Origin of the sequence: Ensifer sp. LC163 (genome assembly GCF_001695855.1) — a bacterium.
GTDB lineage: Bacteria > Pseudomonadota > Alphaproteobacteria > Rhizobiales > Rhizobiaceae > Ensifer.
This window is the reverse complement of the sequence record NZ_MBSS01000021.1, coordinates 1-22,984: the sequence shown is the minus strand read 5'-3', so window position 1 is coordinate 22,984 and position 22,984 is coordinate 1. Positions and strand designations below refer to the sequence as shown.

The 22,984-nt window shown below is 63.0% G+C and carries 23 protein-coding genes; 15 read left to right on the top strand and 8 right to left on the bottom strand.

Annotation, left to right across the window (positions count from 1 at the left end; translation table 11 throughout):
- Positions 1–44 precede the first annotated feature (44 nt).
- Positions 45–794: an SDR family oxidoreductase gene (locus BC360_RS17860; RefSeq protein WP_065796333.1), complete on the top strand. Its 750-nt coding sequence runs from the start codon at positions 45–47 to the stop codon at positions 792–794.
- A gap of 15 nt (positions 795–809) precedes the next feature.
- Here the strand turns inward: BC360_RS17860 and BC360_RS17855 are convergent, their stop codons facing one another.
- The gene (locus tag BC360_RS17855) at positions 810–1,673 is read right to left on the bottom strand and encodes a LysR substrate-binding domain-containing protein (protein WP_065796331.1); all 864 of its coding nucleotides are present in this window, start codon (positions 1,671–1,673) and stop codon (positions 810–812) included.
- A gap of 104 nt (positions 1,674–1,777) precedes the next feature.
- Between BC360_RS17855 and BC360_RS17850 the strand changes: the two genes are divergently transcribed.
- Complete coding sequence (locus BC360_RS17850) at positions 1,778–2,188, top strand: tautomerase family protein (protein ID WP_065796375.1); 411 nt, start codon at positions 1,778–1,780, stop codon at positions 2,186–2,188.
- A 77-nt stretch (positions 2,189–2,265) separates the two neighbouring features.
- Here the strand turns inward: BC360_RS17850 and mmsB are convergent, their stop codons facing one another.
- The 4 genes from mmsB to BC360_RS17830 form a co-directional block, all read right to left on the bottom strand.
- The gene (mmsB, locus tag BC360_RS17845; RefSeq protein ID WP_065796329.1) at positions 2,266–3,162 is read right to left on the bottom strand and encodes a 3-hydroxyisobutyrate dehydrogenase; all 897 of its coding nucleotides are present in this window, start codon (positions 3,160–3,162) and stop codon (positions 2,266–2,268) included.
- 55 nt (positions 3,163–3,217) lie between these two features.
- The gene (locus tag BC360_RS17840; protein ID WP_065796327.1) at positions 3,218–4,282 is read right to left on the bottom strand and encodes an enoyl-CoA hydratase/isomerase family protein; all 1,065 of its coding nucleotides are present in this window, start codon (positions 4,280–4,282) and stop codon (positions 3,218–3,220) included.
- A 12-nt stretch (positions 4,283–4,294) separates the two neighbouring features.
- Positions 4,295–5,437, bottom strand: coding sequence for an isobutyryl-CoA dehydrogenase (locus BC360_RS17835; protein ID WP_065796325.1), 1,143 nt, complete (start codon positions 5,435–5,437; stop codon positions 4,295–4,297).
- A 122-nt stretch (positions 5,438–5,559) separates the two neighbouring features.
- Complete coding sequence (locus BC360_RS17830) at positions 5,560–6,978, bottom strand: helix-turn-helix domain-containing protein (RefSeq protein ID WP_065785005.1); 1,419 nt, start codon at positions 6,976–6,978, stop codon at positions 5,560–5,562.
- A gap of 141 nt (positions 6,979–7,119) precedes the next feature.
- On the opposite strand from BC360_RS17830, the gene BC360_RS17825 reads away from it, so the two are divergent.
- From BC360_RS17825 to BC360_RS17800, 6 genes are all read left to right on the top strand, one after another.
- Positions 7,120–8,652 (top strand): acyl-CoA carboxylase subunit beta, encoded by a 1,533-nt coding sequence (locus BC360_RS17825; protein WP_065785004.1) that lies wholly within the window; start codon positions 7,120–7,122, stop codon positions 8,650–8,652.
- A gap of 11 nt (positions 8,653–8,663) precedes the next feature.
- Entirely contained in the window at positions 8,664–8,954 is a 291-nt protein-coding gene (locus BC360_RS17820; RefSeq protein ID WP_083223591.1) for a hypothetical protein, read from the top strand.
- 32 nt (positions 8,955–8,986) lie between these two features.
- On the top strand, positions 8,987–10,990 hold the full coding sequence (locus BC360_RS17815; RefSeq protein WP_065796323.1) for an acetyl/propionyl/methylcrotonyl-CoA carboxylase subunit alpha: 2,004 nt from the start codon (positions 8,987–8,989) through the stop codon (positions 10,988–10,990).
- A gap of 173 nt (positions 10,991–11,163) precedes the next feature.
- The gene (gene scpA, locus BC360_RS17810; protein ID WP_065785002.1) at positions 11,164–13,302 is read left to right on the top strand and encodes a methylmalonyl-CoA mutase; all 2,139 of its coding nucleotides are present in this window, start codon (positions 11,164–11,166) and stop codon (positions 13,300–13,302) included.
- 200 nt (positions 13,303–13,502) lie between these two features.
- On the top strand, positions 13,503–14,084 hold the full coding sequence (locus tag BC360_RS17805; protein WP_065785001.1) for a VOC family protein: 582 nt from the start codon (positions 13,503–13,505) through the stop codon (positions 14,082–14,084).
- Between the two features lie 28 nt (positions 14,085–14,112).
- Positions 14,113–14,826 carry a glutathione S-transferase family protein gene (locus BC360_RS17800; RefSeq protein WP_065785000.1) on the top strand — a complete coding sequence of 238 codons (714 nt, stop codon included), beginning with the start codon at positions 14,113–14,115 and terminating at the stop codon, positions 14,824–14,826.
- A 15-nt stretch (positions 14,827–14,841) separates the two neighbouring features.
- Here the strand turns inward: BC360_RS17800 and BC360_RS17795 are convergent, their stop codons facing one another.
- From BC360_RS17795 to phnF, 3 genes are all read right to left on the bottom strand, one after another.
- Positions 14,842–15,468 carry a hypothetical protein gene (locus BC360_RS17795; protein WP_065796321.1) on the bottom strand — a complete coding sequence of 209 codons (627 nt, stop codon included), beginning with the start codon at positions 15,466–15,468 and terminating at the stop codon, positions 14,842–14,844.
- Positions 15,469–15,501: 33 nt separating this feature from the next.
- On the bottom strand, positions 15,502–16,896 hold the full coding sequence (locus BC360_RS17790; RefSeq protein ID WP_065796319.1) for a selenium-binding family protein: 1,395 nt from the start codon (positions 16,894–16,896) through the stop codon (positions 15,502–15,504).
- Positions 16,897–17,074: 178 nt separating this feature from the next.
- Positions 17,075–17,806, bottom strand: a complete 732-nt coding sequence (phnF, locus tag BC360_RS17785; protein ID WP_139110100.1) for a phosphonate metabolism transcriptional regulator PhnF — start codon at positions 17,804–17,806, stop codon at positions 17,075–17,077.
- A gap of 90 nt (positions 17,807–17,896) precedes the next feature.
- Here phnF and phnG point away from each other — a divergent pair, with 90 nt between their 5' ends.
- The 7 genes from phnG to BC360_RS17750 all read left to right on the top strand — a co-directional run.
- On the top strand, positions 17,897–18,364 hold the full coding sequence (gene phnG / locus BC360_RS17780) for a phosphonate C-P lyase system protein PhnG (protein ID WP_065796315.1): 468 nt from the start codon (positions 17,897–17,899) through the stop codon (positions 18,362–18,364).
- Positions 18,364–18,972: a phosphonate C-P lyase system protein PhnH gene (gene phnH / locus BC360_RS17775; protein WP_065796314.1), complete on the top strand. Its 609-nt coding sequence runs from the start codon at positions 18,364–18,366 to the stop codon at positions 18,970–18,972. The genes phnG and phnH overlap by 1 nt, the downstream gene beginning before the upstream one ends.
- 3 nt (positions 18,973–18,975) lie before the next feature.
- Positions 18,976–20,082, top strand: a complete 1,107-nt coding sequence (locus tag BC360_RS17770; protein ID WP_065796312.1) for a carbon-phosphorus lyase complex subunit PhnI — start codon at positions 18,976–18,978, stop codon at positions 20,080–20,082.
- On the top strand, positions 20,079–20,957 hold the full coding sequence (locus BC360_RS17765; protein ID WP_057204658.1) for an alpha-D-ribose 1-methylphosphonate 5-phosphate C-P-lyase PhnJ: 879 nt from the start codon (positions 20,079–20,081) through the stop codon (positions 20,955–20,957). Before BC360_RS17770 ends, BC360_RS17765 begins: the two co-directional genes overlap by 4 nt.
- The gene (gene phnK, locus BC360_RS17760) at positions 20,954–21,730 is read left to right on the top strand and encodes a phosphonate C-P lyase system protein PhnK (RefSeq protein WP_065796310.1); all 777 of its coding nucleotides are present in this window, start codon (positions 20,954–20,956) and stop codon (positions 21,728–21,730) included. The genes BC360_RS17765 and phnK overlap by 4 nt, the downstream gene beginning before the upstream one ends.
- Before the next feature lie 65 nt (positions 21,731–21,795).
- A complete protein-coding gene (gene phnL, locus BC360_RS17755) occupies positions 21,796–22,503 on the top strand; it encodes a phosphonate C-P lyase system protein PhnL (RefSeq protein ID WP_065796308.1) in 708 nt (235 codons plus the stop codon).
- Positions 22,500–22,984: DapH/DapD/GlmU-related protein (locus BC360_RS17750; protein WP_065796306.1), on the top strand; the 485-nt coding region annotated here is incomplete at its 3' end. The genes phnL and BC360_RS17750, both read left to right, overlap by 4 nt.

Below are 22,984 nucleotides of genomic sequence, written 5' to 3'. Positions count from 1 at the left end.
CCCATCCGGCCAAAGTCCTTCGTACAGCCAAGACGAGCCAGGATATGTTTGATCTGACAGGAAAGACCGCACTGGTCACCGGCGGTGGCCGTGGACTGGGTCTTGAGATGGCGAAGGCACTTGCCAAGGCGGGCGCATCGGTCGCGATCAACGGCCGCAATCGCTTGGCGTTGGAGGCCGCGCGCGATCAGGTCGCGAGCGAAGGCATCACGCTCGATATCGTGCCTGGCGACGTGACGACGGATGCTGCAGCGATCCTGGCGACGGCGGCACGCAGCACCGGAAGCCTGGATATTCTGATTCACGCCGTCGGCGAGCGCGACCGACGCGGCACGGACGATATGGATGCTGCCGGCTTTGCGGCCCTCATCAACACCGATCTGACTGCCGCCTACAGGATGGCCAAGGCGGCGCTGCCCTATCTCCGGCAATCGGACGCCGGGCGGCTGATCTTCGTCACCTCAATCGCGGCCTTTGCAGCCCGCGCCGGTGACCCCGCCTATACCGCAGCAAAGGGTGGACTTGAGGCGTTGACGCGATCGCTTGCGGTCGAACTCGGCTCCGACAACCTCACGGTCAATGCCATCGCACCCGGCTGGTTTGCGACGGAAACCAACGCCGCGCTTGCCGCAGATCCCGTGTTGCAGCAATTCGTCGATGTCCGTATCCCACTGAAGCGTTGGGGCCGACCGGAGGAGATTGCGCCCGCTGCCGTCTTCCTTGCATCGCCGGCCGCAAGCTTCGTCAACGGCGTCACCTTGACGGTCGATGGCGGCATGACGGTTCAGATGTAAGGCCCGCTGCGCCCGTTAGCGCGTAACGTACGGCTCTGAAAGCCCGTCGGCAAGAAGGTCCGCAAGTGTGGTCGCAGCCTTTTCCGCATTCCCCTTGAGACGCAGGCTGAATTCGGCATCGGGTAGGGTCGGCAGCGCGAGCTTTTCAGGTGCGATCGCCACGCCCTCGCCGATGAAGCGTTCGGTTCTTGCCGTCAACGCGATGCCGCTGCGAACTGCGGCCCGCAGGCCGGAGAGGCTCGGGCTTGTCGCTGCGATCCGGTAGGGCCGACCACTTGTCTCGAGCGCATCGACGGCCGCTGAACGGAAACCGCAGGGCGGATCGAGGACGGCAAGCGGCAATTGCTCGTCGGCAAGCATGACTTCAGGCGATGCACACAGCCAGACCATCGGCTCGCGCAGCACCGCAATTTCGTCGACCGCCGTGCCTTGCCGCATGACGATCATCACGTCGACCGCGCCCTGGTCGTATTGGCTCACCAGTTCCTTCGAGCGACCGACCCGCAGGTCCAGCCGCACCCGCGGGTGGGCGCGCGCAAACTGTTGCAGCAGTGCCGGCAACGTACTGTCGGCAAAATCCTGGGTGCAGCCGAGCGACACGCGTCCGTCGGTCCGCGCACCCCTAAGGCTGAGCCACGCGTCGCGATGGGCGTCGATGATCCTGCGGGCATGAACGACCACATCTTCGCCGGCCGGCGTCAGCACCCGGCCGCGACCGGACGGTGCCAGCAACGCTTCCCCGATCAGCGCCTCCAGCCGCTGCATCTGGGAAGTGACGGCAGAAGGGGTTCGTCCGACGACCGTGGCGGCATGCGCCAGCGAGCCGCTTTCGGCAAAGGCCAGGAATGTCCGCAGCAGGTCAGGGTCGAGCGTTTGCATAACTTCATGATAATCGAATTATTGATCAAGAACAATTCGATTTTACTCCACTAAGAGGAGTGCGAGATTGGCTCAACACCAACCGGCGTTCGAAGGAGCCGATCATGCCCATCATCAATATCACCGTCACCGGCAAAGCCGACCCCGCCTTGTCCCAGCGCATCGCCGCCGCCGTCAGCGAACTGACCGCTAGGCATCTGCACAAGGATCCGACGATTACGGCCATCGTCGTCAACTACGCCGATCCGGCGCACTGGTTCGTCGGCGGTCGCTCGCTTGCCGAACAGGGCGCCAACAGTTTCTGGCTCGATATCAAGGTGGTGGACGGCACCAACACCAAGCAGGAGATGGCGAGTTACCTTGAGGCCGTCTTCGCCGGCTTCCAGCAGCTGCTCGGCAATGTGCATCCGGAAAGCTATATCCTCGTGCATGAAGTCTCGGCTGCCGCCTATGGTTTCGAAGGCAAGACCCAGGAGTTTCGCTACATCAGCAACAAGCTCAAAGCTGCGGTTTAGACGTCAGCACTTATGACTGAGCCAATGTGGGTATGCGGCGTCGGTTCGGATCGACGCCGCAAGTCTGTCGCGCAGGATCAGCCGGGCTTCGCGTCTTCGTTACCGCGCAGCAGACGAATGAGCGCGGAAAAGTCTTCGCCGCCATGCCCGAGCTTTTCGAACATCGAATAAAGCTGGGCGGCCTGCGCGCCCATGGGCGTCGAGGCGCCGCTTGTACTTGCCGCCTGCTGCGACAGCTTCAGATCCTTCAGCATCAGGCTTGCCGCAAAACCCGGCTTGTAGTCGTTGTTCGCGGGCGACGTCGGCACCGGTCCTGGGACCGGGCAATAGGTCGTCAGCGACCAGCACTGTCCGGACGAGGTCGACGCAACGTCGAACAACGCCTGATGCGACAGGCCGAGATGCTCGGCGAGCACAAAGGCCTCGCAGACCCCGGCCATGGAAATGCCGAGGATCATGTTGTTGCAGATCTTTGCCGCCTGCCCCGCGCCGACGTCGCCGCAATGAACGATCTTCTTGCCCATGGCGTCGAGCAGCGGCTTTCCGCGGGCAAAGGCATCGTCGGCGCCGCCCACCATGAACGTCAGCGTCCCGGCGGCAGCTCCGCCGGTTCCGCCGGAGACCGGCGCGTCGAGCGACGGGCATCCGGCCTTGTCGGCAAACGCATGCGCCTTGCGGGCGCTGTCGACATCGATGGTCGAGCTGTCGATCAGCAATGTGCCGGGATCGACGAAGCCGAGCAGTTCATCCCAGACATAGAGGACATGGGCGCCGGCCGGCAGCATGGTGATGACGCATTCGGCCTCACGTACCGCATGCGCGATCGAACCCGCAACCGAAACACCCGTCTTGGCCGCAGCATTGCGCGATGCCTCCGACAGGTCGAAGCCGGTCACCGCGTGGCCTGCCTTCACCAGATTGGCCGCCATTGGGCCGCCCATGTTTCCAAGCCCGATAAAGGCGATCTTCGTCATCTTCACTCCTCCTGGATTGCAATTCGACCCGCGCGATCGGAGCGGCTGGCTCCCTTCAGGCGACAAACAGTGGCAGGTGATCTCGGTTCGCAAATCGCGCGCGCATCTCTTCCGTTGCCTCAGACAAGCCCACCGTCCATTTCGGGTTGCGGTCCTTGTCGATGACGGCGGCCCGCACGCCCTCGTAGAAATCGGGATTGGAAAGCATGCCGAGCGTGGCCGAGTATTCGCGCTCGAGGCATTCATTGAGCGAGGCGCTTTTTCGCCCGGCCCGCAAAAGATCGAGCGTCAGTTTCATGCTCAGAGCCGAGCGCGAGCGAAGCAGGGCCAGCGTTTCCCGGCCGAAATCGCTGTCTTCCGCCTCCAGCGCCGAAAAGATCTCTTCGATCGTATCGAAGGCGAAGCATCGGTCGATCGCCTTCAGATGTGGCGCAAGCGGCGACGACGGTGCCTGCTCGGCAACACCTCGGATTGCGGCATCGACATCCGCCGCCTCGGCCGAGGGCGGTAACGCAGCAAGGACGCGGATCAGATCGTCGAGCTTGCCGGTCGGGACGTAATGGTCGGCAAGACGTGCATGGATCGCGTCGGTGGCACCGATATCGCGGCCGGTAAGGCCGAGATAGGCGCCGAACTCGCCGGGGGCATGCGGCAGCAGCCAGGTTGCGCCGACATCCGGGAAATAGCCGATGCCGGTTTCCGGCATGGCGAGCCGGGTGCGTTCGGTCACGACACGGTGGCTGCCATGCGCCGAAATACCGACGCCGCCGCCCATGACGATGCCGTCCATGATGGCGATATAAGGCTTCGGGTAAGCGGAAATCCGGCTGTTGACAATGAACTCCTCGCGCCAGAACTGTGCGCCTTCGGCCGGCCGCTCACGTCCGCTCTCATAAATCATGCGGATGTCGCCGCCGGCGCAAAGCCCGCGCTCACCCTCGCCCGTCACCATGACGGCCGCGACCAAAGGATCATTCTCGAACTCGGTCAGCGCTTCGGCGATCAACCGGATCATCGGAACATTGAGGCTGTTCAGCGCCCTTGTGCGATTGAGCCGGATGCGACCGATCGCGCCCTGGCTTTCAACGATGACTTCCGGTGCCGCCGCCTGCATTTCCATGAAAAGCCCTTCCTATTTCCGGCCGATGATCGAGCGCGCCACGATCAGCCGCATGATCTCGTTGGTGCCCTCGAGTATCTGGTGCACCCTCAGGTCCCTGACAATCTTTTCGACGCCGTAGTCGGCGAGATAGCCGTAGCCGCCATGGAGTTGCAGCGCGTCGTTGGCGATGGCAAAGCAGCGATCGGTGACGAAGCGCTTGGCCATGGCGCAGAGTTTCGTCGCCTCGACGTCGCCGGCATCAAGTGCCGAGGCCGCGCGCCAGAGGAAGGTGCGAGCGATCTCAAGGTCGGTTGCCATGTCGGCCAGGCGAAACTGCAGCGCCTGGAACTCGCCGATTGCCTTGCCGAAGGCTCGGCGCTCCTGAACATAGACAAGGGCCTTGTCGAAGGCCGCCTGCGCGCCGCCGAGCGAAGCTGCGGCAATGTTCAGCCGGCCACCGTCGAGCCCGCCCATGGCAATCTTGAAGCCGTCGCCTTCGGCACCGAGGCGGTTTTCAGCGGGAATCCGTACGCCATCGAGCATCACGGCGCGGGTGGGCTGCACGTGCCAGCCCATCTTCTTCTCGTTCGCCCCGAAGGTGAGGCCAGGCGCATCCTTTTCCACCACGAAGGTTGAGATGCCCTTCGGACCGTCCTCGCCGGTTCTCGCCATGATTACATAGAGACCGGACACGCCGGCACCGGAGATGAACTGCTTCTGGCCGGTGAGGACGTAACTGTCACCGTCCTTGACCGCCTTGGTTTTCAGCGCCGCCGCATCTGAACCGGATCCCGGTTCGGTCAGGCAGTAGCTCGCCAGTGTTTCCATGCTCAGCAGTTGCGGCAGCAACCGATGACGCTGCTCGTCGGTGCCGTAGCGGTCGATCATGCCGGCGCACATATTGTGAATGGAAACGAAAGAGGCGACCGCCGGGCAGCCGGTTGCCAGCGCTTCGATGATGATCGCGGCGTCGAGCCGCGTCAGACCGGTGCCGCCGACATCTTCACGGACATAGATGCCCGCCATGCCGAGTGCGGCTGCCGCTTGTAACTTGTCGACCGGGAAATGCTTTTCCTGGTCCCACTCGATGGCGTTGGGTGCCAACTCGTCACGAGCGAAATCGAGCGCCATCTGACGGATGGCTTCCTGTTCCTCAGACAGGCGAAAATCCATATGCATGTCCTCCCTGACCGCATATTCAACGATTGGGGCTAGTTACACCAAATTCCGTACAGGCACAGGCGCAACTTCTCACAGGTTCTGTTCAAAAACGAACAGAAGCCTGCCAAACTCCATTAGCTCTCACTCAGACGATACGGCAGAGCGCCGCGCAAGTCATGATCGACGATCAGCTTTCGCTTCAACGGTGGCACGGCGCGGCTGGCGCATTTCGTGCGCTCGCAGATCCGGCAGGAAATGCCGATCGGATCAAACGCTGCGCGGTTGCCGAGATCGAGATCGTCGGCATAAACGAAGGCGTCGGCATAGGAGATCTCGCAGCCGAGTGCCAAGGCATAACGCGGCTGCGCCGCGCGGAAGCCGCCGCCACCCTTGGTGATCTGTGTCGCAAGGCAGAGATAGCGCACGCCATCCGGCGTCTCGGCGAGCTGGCGAATGATGCGGCCGGGCGTCTCGAACGCCTGATGCACATTCCAGAGCGGACAGGCGGCGCCGAAACGGGCAAACTGCAGCTTGGCCGCACTATGGCGCTTGGTGATGTTGCCGGCCCGGTCGATGCGGGCGAAGAAGATCGGCACACCCTTCTGCCCCGGGCGCTGCAGCGTCGACAGGCGGTGACAGACCTGCTCCAGCGACGCACCGAAGCGCGCTGCCAGCAGCTCGATATCATGCCTGAGTTCACGCGCCGCCTTGTGAAAGGCCTGGTAGGGCAGGATCAGCGCACCGGCGAAATAATTCTGCAGTCCGATGCGACAGATCTCGTAGGCCTCTTCGGTGCGGAAACCAGCGCCGCCGGCAACCCGGTCGATCTCTTCCCGGGCGTGGAGCTGGGCGATCTGGAGCGCGATCTGGAAGTCGCGCGTCGCGGCGGGCGCATAAGGGTTCAGCGTCAGCAGGCGCGCGCGCGGATCATAGCGGCGGATCGCCTCGTCGCCGGCCGCGCCCCGCAACACGCGCACACCGTGGCGCTGCTCGAGATAGGCTGCCAGCGCCGCATGGTTGTCGCCCTCGCCAAGCCCGAGTTCGCCAGCAAGCCGCTCGGCGAGACGATCGATGTCGTGGATGTAGTTGTCGACAAAGTGGAAGAAGTCGCGAACTTCTTCATAGGGCGTCGTTTCCATCGAGGGCCCGCCACGGCCGATGGTATCGTCGATACTGGCAAGCTGCTCGCTGTTGCGCCGATAGGCCTGATGGCAGCTGATCAAAGCGTGCGCCAGCCCCGGCGCGTTCTGGGTGATCAGCTTCAATTCCTGCAGGCTCGGCGAATAGGTCTCAAACAGCGGATCGCTCAGCGCTTCCGACAGGGCGGAGAGCAGCCTGTCGCCCTCGCCGGTTGAAAGTTCGGCGATATCGATCTGAAACTTTTCGGCAAGCGCCAGAAGAACCGAAGCCGAGACGGGCCGCTGGTTATTCTCGATCTGGTTGAGGTAGCTGGTGGAGATGCCGATGCGCTCGGCAAACTGGCCCTGCGTTGCCCGGTTTGCGTCCCGAAGTTCCCTGACCTTGCGGCCGATATAGAGTTTGCCGATCGCCATGTTCGCAACTTTGCAATTTACATTTCGCAATATTCTCTGTTTCACATTTGCACATGAACGGGCGTTTTGCCATCCGACCTTCGACGCTATTGCGAAGCGACAAACGCCTCTGCACAATCACGGAAAAACCGGGAGGGATTTATGCGCGCCATACTTGAACAGGTCGAAGCTCGCCGGGCGGAGGCAAGGGCCGGCGGCGGCCAGCGGCGCATCGACGCCCAGCACGGCAAAGGCAAGCTGACGGCGCGCGAACGCATCGAGGTTCTGCTCGATGAAGATTCCTTCGAAGAGTACGACATGTATGTCACGCATCGCTGCGTCGACTTCGGCATGGACAGCCAGAAAGTTGCCGGCGACGGTGTCGTCACCGGTTGGGGCACGATCAACGGCCGGCAGGTCTATGTGTTCTCCCAGGACTTCACCGTGCTTGGCGGGTCACTGTCTGAAACCCACGCCCAGAAAATCTGCAAGATCATGGACATGGCAGTGCGCAACGGCGCCCCCGTGATCGGGCTTAACGATTCGGGCGGCGCTCGTATTCAAGAAGGCGTTGCGTCGCTCGCCGGCTATGCCGAAGTCTTCCGCCGCAACGCCGAGGCATCGGGCGTCATCCCGCAGATCTCGGTGATCATGGGCCCCTGCGCCGGCGGCGCCGTCTATTCGCCGGCGATGACCGACTTCATCTTCATGGTGCGCGACTCATCCTACATGTTCGTCACCGGTCCCGACGTGGTGAAAACCGTCACCAACGAGATCGTCACGGCGGAAGAGCTTGGCGGCGCCGGCACACACACGAAAAAGTCCTCCGTCGCCGATGCGGCCTATGAAAACGACATCGAGACGCTGGAGCATGTACGCCTGCTCTTCGATTTCCTGCCGCTCAACAATCGCGAAAAACCGCCGGTCCGGCCATTCCACGATGACCCGTCGCGGCTGGAACGGCGGCTGGACAGCCTCATCCCCGACAGCGCGGCCAAGCCCTACGACATGAAGGAGCTGATCTTCGCGCTTGCCGACGAGGGCGACTTCTTCGAGCTGCAGCAGAGTTTCGCGCGCAACATCGTCACCGGCTTCATCCGCATGGAAGGCCAGACCGTCGGCGTCGTCGCAAACCAGCCGATGGTGCTTGCCGGCTGCCTCGATATCGACAGTTCGCGCAAGGCAGCCCGCTTCGTCCGGTTCTGCGATGCCTTTTCGATTCCGATCCTGACCCTCGTCGACGTGCCCGGCTTCCTGCCCGGCACCGCCCAGGAGTATGGCGGCGTCATCAAGCACGGCGCCAAGCTGCTCTTCGCCTATAGCCAGGCAACCGTGCCGATGGTGACGCTGATCACGCGAAAAGCCTATGGCGGCGCCTATGACGTCATGGCCTCCAAGCATATCGGCGCAGACGTCAACTATGCCTGGCCGACCGCAGAAATTGCCGTCATGGGCGCCAAGGGGGCAACCGAAATCCTCTACCGATCCGAACTTGGCGACGCCGAGAAGATCGCGGCGCGCACGCAGGAATACGAGGAGCGCTTCGCCAACCCGTTCGTCGCCGCGGAACGTGGCTTCATCGATGAGGTGATCATGCCGCATTCCTCGCGCCGTCGCATCGCCCGCGCCTTCGCCTCGCTTCGCAACAAGCAGGTCGATCTCCGCTGGCGCAAGCACGACACGATCCCGCTGTGATGGAGGCAACCATGGAGCCGGAACGCGAACGCATCATGACACCGGAGGAGGCCCGACGCGACCATCGCGAGATGCTGCGTTACCTGGCGGTCAACGCGCTCTACGGCATGGCCACCGGGGCAACCGTCGCCGGCGTGCTGATCTGGCTCAACATCGGCGCCGTCGGCACCCATATCGCCCGCTCCACCAGCCCCATACTCGCCACGGCCATGGTCGTCGTGCCCTTTGCGCTGCTCTTCGGCGGCGCTGTTGCGGCATCGTCCATCGCGCTCCTGCCCTACCGGCGCAAATTCAAACGCTGACGCGACACCAAGGATTTGAAAAAGAGAAACGCATGTTCACGAAGATCCTCATCGCCAACCGTGGCGAGATCGCCTGCCGCGTCATCAAGAGCGCGAAGAAACTGGGCATCCCCACCGTCGCCGTCTATTCCGACGCCGACCGCGACGCCATGCATGTGCGCATGGCCGACGAGGCAGTCCATATCGGTCCTTCGCCCTCGGCGCAGTCCTATATCGTCATCGACAAGATTATCGCGGCGATCCGCAGCACCGGAGCAGATGCCGTCCATCCGGGTTATGGCTTCCTCTCGGAAAATGCCGCCTTCGCCGAGGCACTGGAGAAGGAAGGCGTGGCCTTCATCGGCCCGCCGGTCGGAGCGATCCAGGCGATGGGCGACAAGATCACCTCCAAGAAGCTTGCGGCCCAAGCCGGCGTCTCCACCGTGCCCGGTCACATGGGCCTGATCGCCGATGCCGAGGAGGCCGTGAAGATCTCGGGTTCGATCGGTTATCCCGTGATGATCAAGGCATCGGCCGGCGGCGGCGGCAAGGGCATGCGCATCGCCTGGAACGACCAGGAAGCGCGGGAAGGCTTCCAGTCATCGAAGAACGAGGCAAAGAACTCGTTCGGCGACGACCGCATCTTCATCGAAAAATTCGTGACCGAACCGCGCCATATCGAGATCCAGGTGCTTGGCGACAAGCACGGCAACACGCTTTATCTCGGCGAGCGTGAATGCTCGATCCAGCGCCGCAACCAGAAGGTCATCGAGGAAGCCCCCTCGCCGTTCCTGGATGCCGCCACCCGCAAGGCCATGGGCGAGCAGGCCGTGGCGCTGGCAAAGGCCGTCGGTTACCACTCGGCCGGCACGGTCGAGTTCATCGTCGACGGCAATCGCAACTTCTATTTCCTCGAGATGAATACCCGCCTGCAGGTCGAACACCCGGTCACCGAACTCGTAACCGGCCTTGATCTTGTCGAGCAGATGATCCGCGTTGCAGCCGGCGAGAAGCTCGCCTTCGGCCAGGCGGACGTGAAACTCAACGGCTGGGCGATCGAGAGCCGCCTCTATGCCGAAGATCCCTATCGCAACTTCCTGCCCTCGATCGGCAGGCTGACGCGCTACCGGCCGCCGGCCGAAGGTGCGAATGACGACGGCACGGTGACGCGTAACGACACCGGCGTCTTCGAGGGGGGCGAGATCTCGATGTACTACGATCCGATGATCGCCAAGCTCTGCACCTGGGGACCGGACCGGCTGACAGCGGTCGGGGCCATGGCGGGCGCACTCGACCAGTTCGAGGTCGAAGGCATCGGTCACAACCTGCCCTTCCTCTCCGCCGTGATGCAACAGCAGCGCTTCCGCGACGGCCGCCTGACGACCGCCTATATCGCCGAGGAATTCGCCGACGGCTTTCATGGCGTGACGCCGGGCGAAGCGTCGGCGCGCAAGCTGGCGGCCGTCGCCGTTTCGATCAACAAGGTCCTGCAGGAGCGCGCCAGCCAGATTTCCGGCACCATCGGCAATCATCGCCGGATCGTCGGCAACGATTGGGTCGTCTCTCTGGCCGACATGGACTTTCCGCTGACATCGGGTGCATCGGCCGACGGCGCATACGTCCGCTTCGAAGACGGCACGTCCGCCTCGATCGCCGGCGACTGGACACTTGGCCGCACGCTCGCCACGTTCAACATCGACAATCAGCCGATGAGCGTGAAGGTCGAACTGACCGGCACCGCGATCCGACTGCGCTGGCGCGGCATCGACGTCATCGCCCGGGTCAGAAGCCCGCGCGTCGCCGAGCTTGCCAAGCTGATGCCGAAGAAGCTGCCGCCGGACACCTCCAGGATGCTGCTCTGCCCGATGCCCGGCGTCATCACCTCGGTCTCGGTCAAGGCCGGCGACACGGTGGAAGCCGGCCAGTCGCTCGCGATCGTCGAGGCGATGAAGATGGAAAACATCCTGCGCGCCGAAAAGCGCGCCACCGTCAAGCGCGTCGCCGTTGCCGCCGGCGCGAGCCTCGCGGTCGACGAGTTGATCATGGAATTCGAATGATGGTTGCCGAGCAATCACGCCCTCATTCCTGTGCCTGGCACAGGAATCCAGCAGCGCCGCGTTGGCGGCGCATGAAGTCCATTCTTTCACGCGAAGGACTTCGCGTGGCTGGATCCCCGTGCCTGTCACAGGGATGAGGTCCGGAAGAAGCCCTTTGGGCCAAGGAGTTACCGATGAGCGATAAGACCGTAAAAGACTGGGAGACCCTCGCCGAGCGTGAACTCCAGGCGCGCCCTGAAAGCCTCACCTGGCAGACGCCGGAAGGCATCGCCGTAAAGCCGCTCTATACCGCCGATGATCTCGCCGGCATCGGTCATCTCGAATCCCTGCCGGGTTTCGCACCGTTCCTGCGCGGCCCGCGCGCGACGATGTATGCCGGTCGCCCCTGGACGATCCGGCAATATGCCGGCTTCTCGACGGCCGAGGCCTCGAACGCCTTTTATCGCAAGAACCTCGCAGCCGGCCAGAAGGGCCTTTCGGTCGCCTTCGACCTCGCCACTCATCGCGGTTACGACAGCGATCATCCGCGTGTCGAGGGCGACGTCGGCAAGGCGGGTGTGGCGATCGATTCGGTCGAGGACATGACGATCCTGTTCGACGGCATTCCGCTGGAAGAAATGTCGGTGTCGATGACGATGAACGGCGCGGTGATCCCGATCCTCGCCTCCTTCATCGTCGCCGGCGAGGAACAGGGCGTTTCGCGCGACAGGCTGTCGGGGACCATCCAGAACGATATCCTCAAGGAGTTCATGGTCCGCAACACCTACATCTACCCGCCGGAACCCTCGATGCGCATCGTTGCCGATATCATCGAGTACACGGCAAAGGAGATGCCGAAGTTCAACTCGATCTCCATCTCCGGCTATCACATGCAGGAGGCGGGCGCGACGCTGGTGCAGGAACTCGCCTTCACGCTGGCCGACGGCCGCGAATATGTGCGCGCCGCACTTGCTAAGGGCTTGAACGTCGATGAGTTCGCCGGCCGCCTTTCCTTCTTCTTCGCCATCGGCATGAACTTCTTCATGGAAGCCGCCAAGCTTCGGGCAGCCCGGCTCTTGTGGACGCGGATCATGACCGAGTTCGAGCCGAAGAAGCCGTCATCGCTGATGCTGCGCACCCATTGCCAGACATCAGGCGTCTCGCTCCAGGAGCAGGATCCCTACAACAACATCATCCGCACCGCCTTCGAGGCGATGTCGGCAGCCCTTGGCGGCACCCAGTCGCTGCACACGAACTCCTTCGACGAGGCGATCGCGCTGCCGACCGAGTTTTCGGCGCGCATCGCCCGCAACACCCAACTCATCCTGCAACATGAGACGGGCGTGACCAAGGTCGTCGATCCGCTGGCGGGCTCCTATTATGTCGAGAGCCTCACCAACGAACTGGCGGAGAAAGCCTGGGCTCTGATCGAGGAAGTCGAGGCGATGGGCGGCATGACCGAGGCGGTCAATGCCGGGCTGCCGAAGCGGCTGATCGAAGAGGCGGCCACCCGCCGGCAGGCGGCGGTCGACAAGGGTGAAGAAGTCATCGTCGGCGTCAACAAGTACCGGCTCGACAACGAAGAACCGATCGACATCCTGGAGATCGATAACACCGCCGTACGCGCAGCCCAGATCCGCCGGATCGAGGAGACCAAGCGTCGGCGCAATTCGCAGGATGTGGCAAAGGCGCTGGCCGTAATCACCGAGTTCGCCCGTACCGGCGAAGGTAACCTGCTGGCGGCTGCGGTCGACGCAGCCCGCGCCCGCGCGACCGTCGGCGAGATATCGGACGCCATGCGCGCGGCCTTCGGTGACCACGCTGCCACACCCAAGGTGGTCAGCAAGGTCTATGGCAAGGCCTATGAGGGCGAGCCTGAACTTGCGTTGCTGACCGAACGGCTCGATGAGGTCTCGGAAAAACTCGGCCGCAAGCCCAGAATCATGGTGGCGAAACTCGGCCAGGATGGCCACGATCGCGGCGCCAAAGTGATCGCCTCGGCCTTTGGCGATATCGGCTTCGACGTTCTGGCCGGGCCGCTGTTCCAGACCCCTGAAGAGGCGGCCGACATGGCACTTGCCAGCAAGGTCAACGTGATCGGTGTGTCGTCGCTTGCGGCCGGCCACAAGACGCTGATGCCGCAGCTTGCCGAAGCGCTGAAAAAACGCGGTGGCGAAGATATCATCGTCATCTGCGGCGGTGTTATCCCGCGGCAGGATTACGAATACCTGATGGACAACGGCGTTTCCGCCGTCTTTGGTCCCGGCACCAACGTGCTCGATGCCGCCCGCGCCGTGCTCGACCTGATCGAAGGCAAGCGGCGGAACATTTGAAGCCTGATCGCGACCGGGATTCCGCCGGTGCCTTGGTCAAAAGACGGGAGGGGCAGCGCGCAAGAGCGCTCCTTCCAGTCCATTCCCGTGTTCGACAAGCAAGAGCCGAAGTCGAAACAGGTGTAATATTGCTTTCTGAAACCGAGCGGAGCGCACTGTTGTCCAAGGGCCGCCGGCGTTCAATCTGCGGGAGGACGGCAATGCGCAAACTTCAATCGCAAGGGGTCCATCACATCACGCTCGTCGGCGCGGACCGACAGACGTCGATCGACTTCTGGGAGGGCGTGCTCGGCATGCCCTTCATCTTCGAGCAACCGAACCTCGACAGGGCGGCGGAAAGCCATCTTTATTTCGACCCGGGCGATGGCCGCCTGATCACCGTCTTCACCGACGAGGCCCGCAAGCCCGATCCGAAGCGGACATCGACGGATATCGGCTGCGTGCATCACATCGCCTTCGCCGTCTCGCGCGCGACGTTCCAGCAGGCGGTCGATCGTCTCAACGAGCGGGAGATCCACAACAGCGGCGTCAAGGATCGCGGCTTCATGGATTCGATCTATTTCGAAGACCCGCTTGGCCTGCTGATCGAGCTTGCGTCCTATCGCTTCGAGCCGCCGGCCGGCCACACACATGCCGAGGTGCTGATGGACGCACACCGGATCCGCGTCGCCCGCGGCGACTACGCCATTGCCGAAGTGCATCTCGCCGATGCGATCGAGGCCCTGATCGCGCGGAGCCGGCCTTCATTGTCAACCGATCGCGCGCCCAGGGATCCGTACTGAGCGCGGGCACGGAAAGGGAGGATCACTCATGTCTGCAATCAAACTCAATGTCATCAAGCCCAGCGTCAACAACCTGACCGCGCGTGTGTTCGTTCGCGCCGCAGGCCTCAATTTCAGCGAGCATGACGTCTATGGCCAGACGCGCTCGGCCGAGTATCTGGCGAGGGCACCTTCGCACCTGACGCCGATGATCGAAACGGCAGATTTGCCCAAGGGTGCGCTGTGGGAGAGCTGCGCGATCATGCAGTATCTCTGCAACAAACACGGGCTCGACGACTTCTATCCGAAGGATCCCGAGACGCGTGCGATGATCGACAGCGCCATGTTCTACCTGATCGGCACCTTCTACCCCTATGTCGCACGCGGCACCTATCCGGTGCTCAAGTTCCCACAATATCCGGGCGAAGTCGGCTATAGCGACGCCGACGCTGACACCAAGGAGCACGCGCGCAAGGAAGCTGCGGAGGCGCTGGCCGAGCCGCTCGAAGTCTTCCACAAGTTCTATATGGGCGAGAAAGCCTTCATCGGCGGCACCAAACCGTCGATTGCCGACATAAGGCTTGCCGCGACGCTCGAATTCCTCGCGGTGATCGATTATCCCCTGCCGGCCTGGGCGGCGACCTATATGGCGGCGATCGAGAAATCGCTCGGCAACGCCTACTCCGAACCCGCCGCAGATGTTCGCGGTTATATCGATTACGTGAAGGCCCAGAGGCAAGAGGAATTGACAGGGACCGCCTAGACCGGTGATTTACGTTCATTGAACAAGAAGGACGATACCGGTCGCGCCGAGCGCCAGTGTCCAGAGGCGATCGAAGTTGATCCACGCCGAGCGCAGGGGCGCAAGGCCAAGCCACTCGAAGACGGCGAGCGCCACCGCCGCGGTGACCGCTAGCATTGCCCCGCTATGAACCGCAACGGCGGCGAGCGAGACCGGCAGCGAACTCGCGATCGCGAGGTCGCCGGAGTGATCCGCAAGGCAGAGGCTGAGGACCGCGGGCACCAGCATCAAACCCGCCCCGTGGCTCGTTGCCATCAGGAAGGACCAGAGCGTAAGGCCGGCCATGCCGGTTCGCATTCCGACTCTGACGCGGTGGCTGTGTCCGTAAAGGGCACCGTAAGCGGCGAGGCCGAGAAGGAGCAAGGCGGCGGCAAGCCTGAAGCTGTGCAAATCCATGGCCGCGCCGAATGCGACAACGACCGCCAACACGGTCGCGATGGAAATGGCGTGGCCAATCGCAATGGGCACAAGCGACAGCCAGACGATCCGCCGGCTCTGGCGGTGAAGCCCCAACGCCACGGCGAAGAGCCAGCCCATCGCCGGATTGAAGCCGTGAAAGGCGCCAAGCCCCGCAAGCGAAAGCCATGGCCAGAAGGTCGTCATTCGCCCTGGTAGGGCCGCACGGCCGCACCCTCCTTACGGATAACAGTAGGAATCGGACGAACAGTCCCCGCCTTCGAGGCGAACCTGATGCGGGCGATGACCTTTTGGCCACTCGACGAAGAAATTCTCGTCGAACGCGATTCCGCCGCCGTCATTGACATCCAGCTTGACCATCCACCCGTCGATGCCGTCGGGATAGAATTGCGGGTCGATCGCCCCGTAGAGCGAATTGGTGAAATAGACCCGCTTGCCGTCCCGGCTGATCTCCACCATCTGCGGCCCGCCGTTTAACGCTCCGTTTGCAGCCTTCGGATGGGTCGCGCGCGAGACGATCCCACCGATCCGTACCCGGCCCGTTTCCTTCGGCGCGAGGGGGTCGGAAACGTCATACTGGATCATGTCACCTGTGCCCCAGCAGGAAACGTACAGGAACCGATCGTCCATCGACAGGTCGATGTCGGTGACGAGCGGCGCGACCGCGCTGAAGCCCTTGAGCACCGGCGGCAGGAGATCCGGATCGGCGGGCTCCGCCGGGATCTCGATCACCTTCTTGACCGCCCATTGGTCGTTGTCGCGATACCAGGTCCAGATCGACGCGGAGAGGTCCTTTAGGCTGATGACACAGCCGACGAAGCCATAGGCCCTGGTCGGATCGTGGGCCGGGCGCAGTTCGAAGACGAGCTGGTGCTCCTCGCCGAAGTCGATCTCCTGCAGGTGCTTGCGCTTTTGCAGATCCCAGAAATGCAGCCTGCGGCCGTATTTCGAGCCGAGCAGCACCTCCGGAACCAGCCCGTCCTCGAAGGTATCCGGCGTCCCCCATTCGCTGGTGATCATCGTGTCGTGGCCGAGATGCCACCAGAAATCATAGGCGAGCTTTTGCGGCCCACGATCCATTTCCCATTGGCCGAGCACGTCGAAACTCTGGTGATCCAAGAGGAAGATGCCGCCGGGTGCATTGCCGTCGCGGTCCGCGAGCGCATTGACGTAGATGCCCTCGGGCCCGCAATGGACGGTGTGCAACCGCGAATAGTTCGCCCTTTCGGCAATTTCCGAAGGCTCGATCACACGGATGATCTGCGGACTGCGCGGGTCCGGCTTGGTGTCGATGATGTGGAGCCGCGAGGATCTCAAGCCCGGCACCACCAGATAGCGACGCTCGACATGCGGGTGCGGCGCATTGGGGCAAAGACAGGAGGAGCAGGCATTCCAACCGAAATGGTGGAGCTCGTCGCCAACATTCGGCATGTCGACCTGTCCGACGATTTGCGAATAGCTCGGCGACGTCGGGTCGACATCGACCACGGCGATTGCGTCCGGCCTCGCTCGCTCGGGATCGAACGCCGCGACATAGGCGACGGTTTCCCTTGGAGCCTTGGCCGCCATGCGTGGTGATGGATAAAAGGAAGGATCGGGTCGCCACGTCGCCATTTCCATTCTCCCCGGAGAATTCCCAATGCGTGGATCCTGATGCAGGCTTTGGTGATGCGGCAAAATCGCGTCGGAAATGCGGCATATTGCCTTATTTCCTCGAAAGAGAAATGAGACTTCCACTGGGGAATTGCGTCGACCATCGTCCTGGGCTTACCGCCGGACCTGTCGCGCTATCTTATGTCTCGATCTTCAGCTTCATTCGGTCCGCGGCAAAGCGCGTACGGGAGAATTCGACCGGTCGGCCCTCGAGATCGGCGTTGACCGACTGCGCCTCCATGACGATCGCCCCGGGTGAGAGCTTCAGCAAGGCGAGCTCGTCGGCATCGGCATGCCGCGCCACCAACTCGGTCGTCACACGGACATAATCGTCCAGCCCGTGGGTGGCGAAAGCTTTGGTCACCGAGCCGAGCCGCGCATATTCTTCCGCCATCCGGGGAAACCGATCGGCGGGAAAATAGCTGGCGGAAACCGACAGCGGTCGCCCGTCGCCGCTGCTGACGGTGCGGAGCTCCACCAGGCGTGCTCCGGGCGAAATGCCGAGAGCCGCGGCGATCTCGCCGCTCGCCGGCACCTCTGCATGGCCGATAAGCTGGGTGCCGATCTCCTTCACCTGGCGGCCAAGCCCCTGTGAGAAGCGCGTGCGCTTCGAGATCGGGTAGCTCACCCTTTCCTTGCGCTCGATCATCGTGCCGCGGCCCTGCACGGCGCGAACCAGCCCCTCCTCGGCAAGGGCTGCCAACGCACTTCTGACCGTATGCCGGTTGACGCCGAACTCGCCCGCAAGGACCGTTTCGGGCGGCACCATGCCGGCAGCATCGTAATCGCCGTTGCTGATCGCCAGTCGAATCCGATCTGCAATCTGCCGCCAGAGCGCGACGCCTGTCTGCCGTTCAACCACTTTTCGCATTGCCATGTCACAAGCCTGTCATTTGCGGACGCTATGGAAAAGTATAAGATGTACACTTGTCTAGATCAATAGACATTTGAGGTGAAAGTGATGGATGCGAAGCTGAAACAGGAAAGTCCGCCGGACCTGGCGCGCAAGGAAGGCATGCGGCTGCTGGCCCGTGCTTCTTCGGACGAACTCAACGCAGCCTGGGAGGCGCTTGCCGACAAGCCCGATATCTCGCCCGTTCGCGGACCGGAAACGGGCCTCGTCATGGTTCGCGGCCGCATCGGCGGCGGCGGCGATGCCTTCAATCTCGGCGAAGCGACCGTCTCGCGCGCAACGATCCGGCTTTCGACCGGCGAAATCGGCCATGGTCAGTTGCTTGGCACCGACAAGCAGCGTGCGCGCCTTGCCGCCATTTTCGATGCGCTCTTCCAGCGTGAAGCCGACCGCGCCGCCGTTCAGGCTCTTCACCGGGCGATTGCTTCGCGCATTGAGGCGGAGGATCGCCGCACGGCCGAGGAAACCGCAGCGACACGCGTCGACTTTTTCACCATGGTTCGCGGAGACGACTGATGGCCAGCCAATCGCAAATCTACGCCGGCGCCTTCGCCGACCCGGTCTTTTCCGCCCAGTCCGTCTTCAAGAGCCTGATGGACGGGTTTGCCCGCCCGGGGCAGATCGTCCGCCTGGAGGCGTCGAGCATGCCGCCGGCACCATTGGGCGCGGCTGCCGGGGCCGTGGCCCTGACGCTGTGCGATCATGATACGGCCGTCTGGCTGACGCCGGCCCTTGCCAAATCCGCCGTACCGCAGTGGATCGCCTTCCACACCGGCGCGACCGTGACCAACAGCAAGACGGACGCCCGCTTTGCCTTTGTCGAAAAAGGCGCGCCGGTCCCCGGCTTCGACCAGTTTTCGCTCGGCACGCAGGAGTATCCGGATCGCTCGACGACGCTCGTCATCGAGATCGAAGCGCTGACCGGCGGCAAGCCGCTGGTCGCTCGCGGACCGGGCATAAAGGATGACATGACCATCGCAGTGCGTGGACTGCCTGAAGTCTTCCTCGACTTCTGGAGCACCAATCGGGCGATCTTCCCGCGCGGCATCGACCTCGTGCTGACGGCAGGCGACAGCGTCCTCTGCTTGCCGCGCACATCAAGACTTGTCCGAAAGGAGGCATAACCCATGTATGTTGCAGTGAAGGGCGGCGAAGCCGCCATTGCCAACGCCCACCGCCTCCTTGCCGATCGCCGTCGCGGCGACCGCACGCTACCGTCGATCACGATCCAGCAGGTCGTCGAGCAGCTTGGCCTTGCCGTCGACCGCGTCATGGCCGAAGCCTCGCTCTATGACCGCGAGCTCGCAGCGCTTGCCGTACGCCAGGCGCGCGGCGACATGATCGAGGCGATTTTCATCCTGCGCGCCTACCGCACGACTTTGCCGCGCTTCGGCTACTCCGAACCGGTTGATACCGCGACCATGAAGGTCGAGCGCCGTGTCTCGGCCACCTACAAGGACTTGCCCGGCGGACAATTGCTCGGGCCGACCTTCGACTACACCCATCGTCTGCTCGATCCCTCATTGATCGATGACGCGGCGGTCGAACAGCCAGCCGTCAAGGAGCCAGGCGAGCATGTGATGCGCGTCTCGGACATTCTCGACGGCGAAGGCCTGATCGAAGGTGACGGCCGCATGCCTGAGGGCCACGTCATGGGCGACCTTACCCGGGAACCGATGGAGTTTCCGATGGCCCGCGACCTGCGGCTGCAGGCTCTGGCACGCGGCGACGAGGGTTTCCTGCTGGCGCTCGCCTATTCGACCCAGCGCGGCTATGGCCGGACGCATCCCTTTGTCGGCGAAGTCCGCATCGGTGAGGTCGAAGTCGAGTTGGACCTGCCCGAACTCGGCTTTGCCGTCTCGCTCGGCGTCATCCGTGTGACCGAATGCCAGATGGTCAACCAGTTCATGGGCTCGGCGAAACAGCCGCCGCAGTTCACCCGCGGCTACGGCCTCGTCTTCGGCCAGAGCGAGCGCAAGGCCATGTCGATGTCGCTCGTCGACCGGGCGCTGCGCACCGACGAATTCAGCGAAGATATCGTCGCCCCGGCACAGGATCAGGAATTCGTGATCTCGCATGCGGACAATGTCCAGGCGACCGGCTTCGTCGAGCACCTGAAACTGCCGCACTATGTCGATTTCCAGGCTGAACTCGACCTCGTTCGGCGCATGCGCCGCGACTACGACGCTGCCCGCGCCGGCAGCCAGGACGGCATGAAGGAGGCCGCCGAATGACCGACCTCGCCACCTACAACTTTGCCTATCTGGATGAGCAGACCAAGCGGATGATCCGCCGCGCCATCCTGAAGGCGATCGCCATCCCCGGCTATCAGGTTCCCTTCGCCTCGCGCGAAATGCCGATGCCCTACGGCTGGGGTACCGGCGGCGTGCAGGTCACCGCCTCGATCCTCGGCCCGAAGGATGTGCTCAAGGTCATCGACCAGGGTGCCGACGACACTACCAATGCCGTGTCGATCCGCGCCTTCTTCCAGAAGGTCGCCGATGTCGCCGTGACGACGAAGACCAAGGAGGCGACGATCATCCAGACGCGCCACCGCATTCCCGAGGAAGGCCTGCGAGAGGGCCAGACGCTCGTCTATCAGGTGCCGATCCCGGAACCCTTGCGCTTCCTGGAGCCGCGCGAGACCGAGACCCGCAAGATGCACGCGCTCGAAGAATACGGGCTGATGCATGTGAAGCTCTATGAGGACATTGCCCGCAACGGCCACATCGCCACCACCTATGCCTATCCGGTGAAGGTCGAGGGACGCTATGTCATGGATCCCTCACCGACGCCGAAGTTCGACAATCCTAAGATGCACATGTCGGAAGCGCTTCAGCTTTTCGGCGCCGGCCGCGAGAAGCGCATCTATGCGGTTCCGCCCTATACCGAGGTCGTCAGCCTCGATTTCGACGATCATCCCTTCGAGGTGCAGAAGTTCGACAAGCCCTGTGCGCTCTGCGGCGCCGAGAACGTCTACCTTGACGAAGTGGTGCTCGACGACAAGGGCGGACGCATGTTCGTCTGCTCGGACACCGACCATTGCGAAGACCGCCGCGACTGCGGCCATGCTGGACACATGCTTGCCCGCCAGGAGGCTGCAGAATGAGTGCCGTACCGCTCCTTAAAGTCAATGACGTCTCGAAATTCTACGGCAGCCGTATAGGATGCCGGAATGTCTCCTTCGACCTTTTCCCCGGCGAAGTGCTGGCGATCGTCGGCGAATCCGGCTCGGGCAAGACGACGCTTCTGTCCTGCCTTTCAACCCGGCTGATGCCGACGTCGGGCATCGTCGAATACCATATGCGCGACGGCCAGTACCGGGACCTCGCGCGCATGGGCGAGGCAGAGCGGCGCTTCCTGATGCGCACCGACTGGGGCTTCGTCCACCAGAACCCGGCCGATGGCCTTAGGATGACGGTCTCGGCCGGCGCCAATGTCGGCGAGCGGCTGATGGCCGTCGGCGACCGGCACTACGGCAATATCCGTACCGCCGCCAGCGACTGGCTCGAGCGCGTCGAGATCGGCATCGACCGCATCGACGACCAGCCCCGCGCTTTTTCCGGCGGCATGCGCCAGCGCCTGCAGATAGCCCGCAACCTCGTCACCTCCCCTCGCCTCGTCTTCATGGACGAGCCGACCGGTGGCTTGGACGTTTCGGTCCAGGCGCGCCTGCTCGATCTGGTGCGCGGCCTTGTGCATGATCTTGGCCTTGCCGCCATCATCGTCACCCACGATCTCGCCGTCGCACGGCTCTTGTCCCACCGCATGATGGTGATGAAGGACGGCGCCGTCATCGAGCAGGGCCTGACCGACCGCGTGCTCGACGATCCGCGCGAGCCCTATACCCAACTCCTCGTCTCCTCCATCCTGCAGGTATGACGCATGATCCCGAAAAGTGAAAATCGGTTTTCGGTCAAGATCATGCGCAAAGGAAAGTAAGAATCATGGCTACGCCCCTTGTTGTTTCCGAAGTCGCAAAAAGCTTCACCATGCACCTGCGCGACGGCGTCCGCCTTCCTGTTGTCGCCAACGTCTCGTTCTCGGTCAAATCAGGCGAACGCGTGGTGCTCGGCGGCCCCTCCGGCGTCGGCAAAAGCTCGATCCTGAAAATGCTCTACGGCAATTACGGCGTCGACGAAGGCCAGATCCTGATGGAGCACGACGGCAAGCTGGTGAACCTTGCTACCGCCGAACCGCGCACGGTGCTTGAAGTCCGGCGCGCAACGCTCGGATATGTCAGTCAGTTCCTGCGCGTCGTGCCGCGTGTCTCCGCACTCGACATCGTTGCCGAGCCACTGCAGGCGCGCGGCGTCGCCATCGAAGATGCCCGCGCACGGGCCGCCGAGCTTCTGTCGAAGCTCAACCTGCCCAGGGAATTGTGGTCGTTGCCACCAGCAACCTTCTCCGGTGGCGAGCAGCAGCGCGTCAACATCGCCCGCGGCTTCATCACCGACCACAAGATCCTGCTCCTCGACGAGCCGACGGCCTCGCTCGACGCGAAAAACCGTGCGGTTGTCGTCGAAATGATCGCCGAGAAGAAAGCGAAGGGAACGGCACTGATCGGCATCTTCCACGACGAGGAAGTCCGCGACGCGGTTGCCGACCGCATTCTCGACGTCTCGGCCTTCTCGCCGCGAAAGGTTGCCGCATGAGCCAGAAACTCGGGCTCGAGCCCTTCATCCACCCGACCGCGAGCGTCAACAACTCGACGCTCGGCCGTTACACCGAAGTCCAGGAGCGTTCGCGCCTGGAAGAGGTCGAGTTCGGCGACTACTCCTACATCATGCAGGACGGTTCGATCTGGTGCGCGTCGGTCGGCAAATTCGTCAATATCGCCGCCGCGGTGCGCATCAACGCCACCAACCATCCGACCTGGCGCGCGACCCTGCACCACTTCACCTACCGCGCCCCGAACTATTGGGACGATTCCGAACTCGATCACGATCTTTTCGCCTGGCGCCGGTCCAACCGGGTCACCATCGGCCACGACGTCTGGATCGGCCACGGCGCAACCCTGCTGCCCGGGGTCAATGTTGGCAATGGTGCGGTGATCGGCGCGGGCGCTGTCGTCTCCAAGGACGTCGCCCCCTATACGATCGTCGGCGGCGTGCCTGCCAAGCTCATCCGTGACCG